10 protein-coding genes are annotated in these 10,075 nt (G+C 41.6%); 3 read left to right on the top strand and 7 right to left on the bottom strand.

From position 1 onward, the window contains the following. Positions 1–80 precede the first annotated feature (80 nt). Positions 81–959 (bottom strand): agmatinase, encoded by an 879-nt coding sequence (gene speB, locus AAHB12_RS17690; protein WP_342046261.1) that lies wholly within the window; start codon positions 957–959, stop codon positions 81–83. 33 nt (positions 960–992) lie between these two features. Then, a complete protein-coding gene (gene speE / locus AAHB12_RS17685; RefSeq protein WP_342046260.1) occupies positions 993–1,820 on the bottom strand; it encodes a polyamine aminopropyltransferase in 828 nt (275 codons plus the stop codon). A gap of 450 nt (positions 1,821–2,270) precedes the next feature. On the opposite strand from speE, the gene AAHB12_RS17680 reads away from it, so the two are divergent. Beyond that, entirely contained in the window at positions 2,271–3,011 is a 741-nt protein-coding gene (locus AAHB12_RS17680) for a glycerophosphodiester phosphodiesterase (RefSeq protein WP_342046259.1), read from the top strand. A 220-nt stretch (positions 3,012–3,231) separates the two neighbouring features. Further along, positions 3,232–5,292 (top strand): transglycosylase domain-containing protein, encoded by a 2,061-nt coding sequence (locus AAHB12_RS17675; protein WP_342046258.1) that lies wholly within the window; start codon positions 3,232–3,234, stop codon positions 5,290–5,292. Positions 5,293–5,367: 75 nt separating this feature from the next. Here AAHB12_RS17675 and AAHB12_RS17670 read toward each other — a convergent pair whose 3' ends face one another. The 3 genes from AAHB12_RS17670 to AAHB12_RS17660 form a co-directional block, all read right to left on the bottom strand. Beyond that, positions 5,368–6,216: a pentapeptide repeat-containing protein gene (locus tag AAHB12_RS17670; RefSeq protein WP_342046257.1), complete on the bottom strand. Its 849-nt coding sequence runs from the start codon at positions 6,214–6,216 to the stop codon at positions 5,368–5,370. 154 nt (positions 6,217–6,370) lie between these two features. Next, positions 6,371–6,886 carry a YwhD family protein gene (locus tag AAHB12_RS17665; RefSeq protein WP_342046256.1) on the bottom strand — a complete coding sequence of 172 codons (516 nt, stop codon included), beginning with the start codon at positions 6,884–6,886 and terminating at the stop codon, positions 6,371–6,373. A gap of 39 nt (positions 6,887–6,925) precedes the next feature. Next, the gene (locus AAHB12_RS17660; protein WP_129727432.1) at positions 6,926–7,606 is read right to left on the bottom strand and encodes a site-2 protease family protein; all 681 of its coding nucleotides are present in this window, start codon (positions 7,604–7,606) and stop codon (positions 6,926–6,928) included. A gap of 129 nt (positions 7,607–7,735) precedes the next feature. Between AAHB12_RS17660 and AAHB12_RS17655 the strand changes: the two genes are divergently transcribed. Beyond that, positions 7,736–7,921 carry a 2-hydroxymuconate tautomerase gene (locus AAHB12_RS17655; protein WP_129727431.1) on the top strand — a complete coding sequence of 62 codons (186 nt, stop codon included), beginning with the start codon at positions 7,736–7,738 and terminating at the stop codon, positions 7,919–7,921. Positions 7,922–8,109: 188 nt separating this feature from the next. Here the strand turns inward: AAHB12_RS17655 and AAHB12_RS17650 are convergent, their stop codons facing one another. Together AAHB12_RS17650 and AAHB12_RS17645 are read right to left on the bottom strand one after the other, a co-directional pair. After that, positions 8,110–9,417 carry an HD domain-containing protein gene (locus tag AAHB12_RS17650; RefSeq protein WP_129727430.1) on the bottom strand — a complete coding sequence of 436 codons (1,308 nt, stop codon included), beginning with the start codon at positions 9,415–9,417 and terminating at the stop codon, positions 8,110–8,112. Between the two features lie 268 nt (positions 9,418–9,685). Next, the gene (locus AAHB12_RS17645) at positions 9,686–9,910 is read right to left on the bottom strand and encodes a DUF1450 domain-containing protein (RefSeq protein WP_129727429.1); all 225 of its coding nucleotides are present in this window, start codon (positions 9,908–9,910) and stop codon (positions 9,686–9,688) included. Between the last annotated feature and the right edge of the window lie 165 nt (positions 9,911–10,075).

The raw sequence follows: 10,075 nt of genomic DNA, 5'->3' as shown, positions 1-10,075 counted from the left end.
TAGAAATTTATACTTCTTAAAGTATAAAAAACAGCCAGCTCTCCTATCCGAAAGCTGACTGCTTCAAACTCGTTATTTGATTAACGCTGTTGTACCAAGCCTAGCAAAATTTCGCGAACGATTTTGCCTGCTACAATCGGTGTTTGTTCACTATGGTCATACACTGGCGCAACCTCTACAATATCAGCACCTACTACATTCACCTCAGAATTTGCAATCTCTACTAAAGATGCAAGCAATTCCTTGGATGAAATGCCGCCTGCTTCGAGTGTACCTGTTCCAGGTGCATGAGCAGGATCTAATACATCAATGTCAATTGTTAAGTACACTGGTCTTCCCGCCAATTCAGGCAAAACCTTCTTCAGAGGCTCAAGAACATCAAACTTGAACAGGTTCATCCCAACTTCCTTCGCCCACTGGAACTCTTCCTTTAAACCAGAGCGGATCCCGAATGAATACACATTTTTCGGACCAATTAAGTTGCAAACCTTCTTAATCGGTGTTGCATGCGAATATGGCTCACCTTCATAATTATCACGAAGGTCTGTATGCGCGTCAAAATGAATAATCGCAAGATCTGGGTACTTTTTGTACATCGCCTTCATAACTGGCCAAGATACCAAATGCTCACCGCCAAGACCAAGCGGAAACTTGCCGTCAGCTAACAAGCTGTCGATGTATTCTTCAATCATATTGACGCTTTTTTCTGGATTTCCAAATGGAAGCGGAATATCCCCCGCATCAAAATATTTTACTTCCTCAAGCTCACGATCCATATATGGACTGTATTCTTCTAGTCCAATTGACAACTCACGGATGCGAGCTGGGCCAAAACGGGAGCCCGGACGGAAACTTACTGTCCAGTCCATCGGCATGCCGTAGATGACTGCCTCAGCCTCATCATAATTTTGATGACTTTTAATAAAAACATTACCAGAATATGCTTCGTCAAAACGCATATCTTTCTCCTCCTATCTATGTAAACACACTGCCTATTTAATTAAATCACCAACGAACTTCGGCAAAGCAAATGCTGCTTTATGAAGCTCCTTTGTATAATATTTTGTTTCAATATCGTGAAAGCGCGCTTCACTTACCTCTAGTGGATCATGCTGCTTAGATCCAATTGTGAATGTCCAAAGGCCGCTTGGGTACGTTGGAATGTTTGCGGTGTATAAACGTGTGATTGGGAAAATCTCACTTACGTCCTTAAACACATTTGTAATCAATTCCGGTGTAAACCAAGGGTTGTCCGTTTGCGCAACGAAAATCCCATCTTCCTTCAAGGCCTTAGAAATTCCCGCATAAAAGCCCTTTGTAAATAAATTTACCGCCGGTCCTACCGGTTCTGTAGAGTCAACCATAATGACGTCATATTCATTTTCGCTTTGCGCAATATGAAGGAAACCGTCGTCCACCTTTACTTCTACACGTGGATTATCCAACTCGCCTGCGATCTCTGGCAAATACTTCTTAGAATACTCAATTACTTTGCCATCAATTTCAACAAGTGTCGCTTGTTTCACGCTTGGGTGCTTTAAAACTTCACGAATCACACCGCCATCTCCGCCACCTACCACAAGCACGTTTTCAGGGCTTGGATGCGTAAACAAAGGAACATGAGCCACCATTTCGTGGTATACAAACTCATCCTTTTGTGTTGTCATGACCATCCCGTCAAGAATTAGCATGTTTCCAAACTCTTCTGTTTCTACCATGTCAAGCTTTTGAAATTCTGTTTGCTCTGTATGTAAAGTGCGCTTCATTTTCGCTGTAATTCCAAAATTCTCTGTTTGCTTCTCCGTAAACCATAATTCCATCTCAGTATCACGCCCTTCTTCTTTATTTGATTTACAGTTGCAGCCACCCTAAATATCACTTAACAAAAATAAAACAAAAACTCTAAAATGTATAGATGAAAATACAAAAAACACATGGGCTTCTACAACATCTTCACATTATATTTTTCACAGCAGCTATGTATCATTTCTATTACCTTTTCCGACTTTTAAAATAAATATGAAGAAAACCCCTATTACTATGAAGGAGCACAATTGTCTCTTCATCTCTCTAATCTGTCCTGGCATCATTTGCAAATGCCTTCGCTAATAAGCTTGCTTTTCTTCCACACTCCTATACCTAAGCAAACTTCTCTTAACATTCAGTTGAAGGGAAATAATATTTTTGTTAATTTTTTCAAAATTTATTGTTCTTTTATTTATTCAACCTCATAATGAATATGTTACAAATAAATGGAAGGAGATTTTCCTATGAAGCATCCTCTCATTTTTGCTCACCGCGGCGTAAAAGGAACACATCCAGAAAATACAATGGCTGCTTTTTTAGAAGCAGAGCGCGTAGGTGCCCACGGGATTGAGCTGGATATTCATCTTTCTAATGATGGCGAAATCATTGTCATTCATGATGAAACACTCAATCGCACAACAAATGGAACAGGTCTGGCATTCAACTATACACTACAGCAGCTGAAGGCGCTTGATGCGGGCAGTTTTTTTGATCATCGCTTCGCTGGGGAGCGAATCCCTTCTCTTCGTGAAGTACTGGCTTGGGCTGCGGGAACTGCACTATTACTGAATATTGAACTAAAAAATGATATTATCCGCTATCCTGAGCTTGAGCAAAAGACAGTGCAGCTCGTTCGTGAGTATGGCCTAGAAGATCGGGTTATATTCTCCTCCTTTAATCATGAATCTATTGAGCTGCTCTCTTCCCTTGCGCCGGAAATTCATAGAGCACTTCTCTATCATGAGCCATTACCTGATGCGCTAATAGAGGCAAGAAGGCGGCAGGCAAGCGGGCTTCATCCAAATTTTATGCTGCTGACAAAAGAATTTGTTCAGTGCGCACAGCAGGCAGGCTTTACACTGCGCCCATATACCATTAATGAATATAAAGATTTAGAAAATATGATTGCCTTAGGTGTAGATGTCATTATCACCGATTGGCCATCACGTGCCTTTGAACTGATAAAAGAAAGAGAACTTCTGTAGAAGGCAGCTGAAAAAGTTCATTTGAAGTACAAAAAGAAGCTAATCATCCGCAATAGATGATTAGCTTCTTTTTGTACTTCACTGTAGGAAAGTATAAATTTCTAGCTGGAAGGCAACTCCTCGGCGGTCTCCTTTTCCCCTTCTTTCTCATTTCTTTTCGTTTAAAAATATGGAAATTTTTCAATACTAATAAGAGCATATGAGCCGGGGGGTAACAGAAATGGAATTAATTGCAAACAAGAAAACGGCAAAGTATATACGGGCAATTGCTTTTATAAGTTTGATTTTCTCTATAGGTCTTGCGACTCTCATTTCGCTGTGTGTTATTATCGCAAAGATTGCAGGTCCTCCTCCTGTATCTGTTCCGCAAACAACTGTTTTTTACGCAAATGATGATTCCGTCATTGGACAAAGCAAAACAGCAGAAAATAGACATTGGGTCGCACTTGACCAAATTTCCCCATTTGTAAGAGAGGCTACAATCGCAATTGAGGACCAACGTTTTTATGACCATTACGGCTTTGATGTTAGACGTATTGCTGGTGCAATCGTAGCTGACATTAAAGCGATGGCGAAGGTTCAGGGAGCAAGTACCATTACGCAGCAATACGCTCGTAACCTTTACTTGAGCCATGATAAAACGTGGAAGCGAAAAGCGATGGAGGCTCTTTATACCATTCGACTTGAGGCGAATTACAGCAAAAATACAATTTTGGAAGGATATCTAAATACGATCTATTACGGACACGGCGCATATGGCATTGAAGCGGCCTCTCGTCTATATTTTAATAAACATGCTGCTGATTTAACGCTTGCGGAAGCAAGTATGCTTGCAGGGATTCCAAAGGGGCCTAGCTATTATTCTCCTTATCTGAATGAACAGCGCGCGAAGCAGCGTCAAGCTCTCATTCTCGGACAAATGCGTGAGCAGGGCTATATTACAAAGGCGGAGGAAGCAGAAGCCAAACAATCAAAGCTTGCGCTTGTTCCGCTTAACCAAAACGAAGTTGCTGCGCAGGCTCCCTATTTCCAAGATGCTGTACAGGCTGCGCTCCTGAATGACCTAAAAATTGATGAACAAATCATCGAGCAGGGCGGGCTCCGTATTTACACGACCCTTGACCCGAAGCTGCAAGCAATTGCAGAGCAAACGGTGCAATCAGTCATTCCAGACAGCACCGACATCGAAACAGCACTAGTTGCGATGGACCCGAAAACAGGTGAGGTAAAGGCCTTAATTGGAGGCCGCGATTATAAAAAAAGCCAGTTTAATCGTGCAACGCAAGCCTATCGACAACCAGGCTCTACCTTTAAGCCATTCCTATATTACGCGGCACTAGAACAAGGCTTTACACCAGTCACCCGCCTTAAAAGTGAATATACGAAATTTAAGCTAGCAGATGGGGTATCTACCTACGCCCCAACAAACTACAATAACTATTACGCGGATGACTTTGTCACTATGATGCAGGCGCTGGCTGTTTCGGATAACATATATGCGGTAAAAACGCATCTATTTCTCGGAGAAAACACGCTTGTTAAAACAGCCAAAAAGTTCGGGATTACAAGCAAGCTGGACCCTGTCCCTGCCCTTGCTCTCGGATCCTCTCCTGTGAAGCCGATTGAAATGACGAATGCCTACAGCATGTTTGCCAACGGCGGCAAAAAGGTATCACCTCTTTTTGTAAGACGCATTATCGATCGTGATGGAGCGGTTTTATACGATGCACACTTAGAAAATGAACAAGTACTCGATAAAAATAACGCGTTCGTCACAGAAGAAATGATGACAGGCATGTTCAATAAAAAGCTAAGCGGCTATGCAACCGTAACTGGACAAACGATTATTCCAAAGCTTACAAGACCATACGCAGGAAAATCCGGCTCTACAAAAACAGACAGCTGGATGATCGGCTTTACACCGCAGCTTGTCACCGGTGTCTGGGTCGGCTACGACAAGGAACGTGACATTACAAGTGCAGCTGAGCAGCGCTACGCAAAGAATATTTGGGCAGATGTAATGGAGAAAGGGTTAGAAAAGGAGAAAAAGGAGAAATTTAAACAGCCCGCTGGTGTTGTTGCCCTTGACATTAACCCGAAAAATGGAAAAATCGCTACAAAGGGCTGCCCGCTTAAGGTAAAAATGTATTTCACAAAGGGAACAGAGCCAACAGAATACTGCATGGATCATTTGGACGGAGAGGATGAATTTAATAAAATTCAGCTAAAGGCAAAGGATGAACAAAAGAACGGTTGGTGGAAGAAATATTTCCCTTGGTAAACCCAAAGAAAACGATTTTGTCAATTGGCAAAATCGTTTTTCTCTTAGAAAGAAAAAAGAAAACCTAAGATGAACTTAAGCTTTCTGTTTCCAATGCTCCGGCATTCTTAGAGAAGCTGGCAGCTTTGTCTGCATATTGCCCTTCGCAGCATTCACCTGCGCCTGCGTAAGAAAAATACTCCCCGTAAGATCCGCACCGCTTACATTAGCATCTCTAAAATCCGCACCAATCAAATCAGTTAATCTGAGGTCAGCATCTCTCAGATCAGCAGCTATCAGTAAGGCTCCTCTTAAATTAGCTCCTTTAAGGTCAGCGTCTCTAAGATTAGCACCAATCAAATCACTGCCGCGCTTAAATTTTTTTCCAAGCTTTTTATTAGAAATTTTAGAGCGTACTAGTTCACTTGTATGTAAAAGTAAATCGTTTATCTTCATCCTATGCTCCGGTACATTAATGTTTAGAATAGCTTCCGTGCCTTGTTTTGTAAGGCTTTCTGTTTCTTCAAAAGCAGCTAGCAGCTCATTGTAAATCGGTCTAGCAGCCTGATTTACAAGCGCTTCCTGCAAATACCAAAGCATTTCCTGAAGCTGTTGCATAATCGGAAATACAGCAAACATTTCCTTAGCTAAATCTTTATTATTCTTCCAATCGTTCCCCTCATAAATGATTTGAGAAACCTTTTGTCCGGCTCCAAAACACTCATATGCAACACAGCCCCGGAAGCCTTTTGTTATAAGGTCTTGATGAATGCTGCATAAGTAATTTGATTGCAGGTTCGAACAAGGCGTTCCTCCATCCTTATCAATCGCGAAATCAGCAGATTTTGCATAGGGTAAAGCTACACAACACAACCCAAAACAATTTGAGCAATCTGAACGTAAACTATTTTGGATGTTGTTATCTATTTCTAACTTATTAGACAAAATAATCCCCCCTCTTTTAATATATCTTCTTACAGTGGAACACAAAAGGTCCCTGCCCAGTATGCAGAGACCTTTTTTTATTCTAGTTTTCCTCTAAACAGGCTTTTTCACCTTAATAACACGGATTCGCATTTCCCCCAATAGCAAAACTTGCTTATTCGGTCAATAACTCCTGCTTGAGCTTCGCACTGGAGTTTTTCCAGATATCTTCATCATGTGACTTTAGGAAACTGCCAAGAATCTTTTTGGACGCCTCATCCATATGATCCACAATAATATGACGCTTCAAGGATTTATCCATTTTATTTACATGCTCTGGAAGCAGCTTATAGCCGCGGCGCGCCTCACGATCCACTGTCATTTCGCAAGCTGTCGCACCCGCATAATACGCTCCCTCTGCTGTTCTTTCAATAGTTACCCAAACGAGCCAATATGGCTTTCCATTTGGCACCTCTTCCTTGTTGGTTAAGAATTTAATGCCTTTTTCAACTGCGCTGCGGGCATGCATCGCCCCCACGTCTACATATGCAGTCCCTTCTGTTACATCCACAATAACAGGGGACATATTCTCCAAGCTTAATGCACCGACACCAAAGCCGCCGTGACCGCTTGTTGAATCATTTTTTACAATATTAAAGCCAATTGGCTTTTTCTTTTGTTGCTCTTCCATTCTGTTTCCTCCTGCTTCTCTTTTCCTTATATTGTATCATTATGAAACATACAAACCAAAGAGCGGCGCAATGATGCTCTCAATCGCTCCTGATACATACGGTATGACAACCGAAAAAATTGGTCCAATTGTATATTGATCAAGCGGTGTGATAACTAACACCAGAAAAATAATCGCTCCGTAATTTTCAAACTGTGTCATCTTTGCCCGCACATTCATCGGCATAAGATCCTCCAAGATGCGATAGCCGTCGAGCGGCGGCAATGGCAGTAAGTTAAAAACAAATAAAACAAGATTTAAGCCGATGAAAATTTGAAAGAATTCATACAGTGTTTTTCCGATTGCATCCGGCAGCATGTGCAGCGCACCCGTGCTGATAAGAGCATACCAGAGAATGTAACCAACAATTCCTAAAAACAAGTTGCTAAGCGGTCCAGCTACGGAAACTAGTATACCTGCCAGACGCGGTCGCTTAAAGAAATATGGATTTACAGGAACCGGTCGCGCCCAGCCAAAGCCAAGCAGGAAAATAGCAATCGTCCCGACTATATCAAGATGGGCTAGTGGTGATAACGTTAAACGTCCTTGTTGCTTTGCAGTGGGGTCTCCGAATTTATACGCAACATAAGCGTGAGCAAATTCATGAAGGGAAAGGGCTGCTGCTATTGCTAACACGACCAGCGGGATTTGCTGCAATGGGTAAACAAATAAATGGTCCATCATTCATCTCCTTTTTCAAGCTTTACCGTAAGCATACCAAAAATATAAAGAAAATGTTTGTTTTCTGATTTCTTCCTAACAAAATTCGCTATAATAGGAGTGTATTTTACATAAAAAGGAGTGAAAATCATGCCATATGTTACAATTAAAATGCTGGAAGGCCGTACAGAGGAACAAAAAAAAGCTCTTGCTGAAAAGGTAACAGCTGCAGTCGTTGAAACAACAGGCGCACCAGCTGAAAAGGTTGTTATATTCATTGACGAAATGACTAAAAATAACTATGCAATCGCTGGGAAGCGTTTAAGCGACGAATAGAAAACTCGCCGATTGGCGAGCCCTGCCCTTAGGCGAAGCCAGAGGCATAGTTGTACTTACGCTCCTAAAATTTCCGGCTATGTTGAATTCGTTTCTAGCTGGAAACTTATACAGCCTTAAATGTAAAAAGGAAAAGACCCTGCTTGGGTCTTTTCCCTTTTTGAAACAGACCTTGTCCGCTGTCTTTATTACCCTTTTCCTTCTAAAATACTAATGATTTTTTCCTTCACTTTTCCTTTCCGTCCATCCTCGTATAAGGTGTCATACGGATAAAAAAGCTTTTGATCCATGCGTTTTTTGCCTGTAATAGCTTCAACGATACTCGATTCACGTGATAATTCACGAAGCTCGCCATTTGGCATCAGCAGCATAATCGGCAAACGTTCCTCTTCTTCACCTGCCCGATAAAAGTCATACGGCAGGTCAGAGGTAGAATCTACAACGAGATAATAATCCGGGTCGATGCCAGCCTTCTTGCATAAGCTGCTTAGCTCCATCCAGTTATTTAATCCGTGATATTTTTCTGTGAAATCTACATATTTAAATAAGTTTCGGTTCACAAAGCGCCGGCAGAGATCACTTAAAATCGCATCTTCTTCCTCCTGCCATACTTGAAAATAATAGTACATAATATTTTCATCAAGCTTTAAGTAATCTTCAATCGTAACCTCATCCTCAAATAGCGAGTAGAAATGAACAGGCTGATGCCTGAATGAGTAATATTGCTTATGAAGTGCCTTCGCGCGATGCAAGATCTTTGTTAAAATAACCTCCGCACTGCGTGTGACCGGATGGAAATACACTTGCCAGTACATTTGATAACGGCTCATAATATAATGCTCCACCGCATGCATACCGCTATACTTAATTACAACCTGATCTCCGTGCGGGCGCATCACACGTAAAATACGCTCCATATCGAAGTTTCCGTAGGTGACCCCAGTAAAATAGGCATCTCGCAGTAAATAATCCATTCGGTCTGCATCAATTTGACTGGAAATCATACTAATTGCTAGCTTATTATCAGAGGTTTTCGCAATAACCTCGGCTACCTTTTTCGGGAATTCACGGTCAACCTCCCGCAGCACTTGATTAATTTCTGTATCACCAAGGATAATGCGCTGCGTGAAATGCTCATGGTCAAGATGAAATACCTTTTCAAAGGAATGTGAAAATGGCCCGTGCCCAACATCATGTAAAAGCGCGGCACATAAGCAAAGTAAGCGATCCTCAGTATTCCATGCGGGTCTGCCATCAAACACATTATCAATCATCCGACGAATGATTTCATATACGCCGAGCGAGTGATTAAATCGGCTATGCTCCGCTCCATGAAACGTAAAAAATGTTGTACCAAGCTGTTTGACGCGGCGTAATCTTTGGAACTCTGCTGTACCGATCAAATCCCAAATGACCTGATCATCCACATGAACATATTTATGTACAGGATCCTTAAACACCTTTTTTTCATTCATTTTGCCATTGGGATATACCATTTAAGATACCCCCTTTCTTTGCTACTATCATACCTGTATTATACCGAAAGGATAATGAGATGAGAAAGACCCGCCTATGCATTTATATTCAATTACATACAAATTCCAATTAAAGAAAACTCGCCGATTGGCGAGCCCTGCCCTTAGGCAAAGACAGAGGCGTAGCCCTACTTATACTGTATTCCTAAAAGTTAGCTTCCTGCTAGAACTTAACTTTACGCTCTCCTAATAGTGAAAAAAGCACTTCCTCTACCGAGAAGTGCTTTCCTTATTTTCCTAGTTTATCCTCAATTTTTTTAATTAATTCAGTTTCATTTGGTGCCGAAACAGGGCGGTTATTCACGAACGCAAATGACTTTTTGCGCCCTGGCCCACAGTATGACTGACAGCCAACCTGCACATCTGCATCCGGGTCTACTTTCTTTAAACGCGGAAGCAATGTTTTTAAATTTGTGGCCTGACAATCATCGCACACCCGAAATTCATTTGCCATCTTGCACAATCCTTTCTCGAGCTCAAACTTTTCGCATATATTAGTATGCACCGTTGCACGATTTGCTAAAAGATATTTTACCGTTCTTTTTGAAATGTTGCAAGCTATCCGTGCACGATCTTATAAGGCAAAGCTATCATTAATTGTTGTCCACATAGGAAAACA

The organism is Bacillus sp. OTU530 (assembly GCF_038440375.1).
Note: the sequence above shows the minus strand (reverse complement) of the source record. Positions and strands in the feature narration are given on the sequence as shown.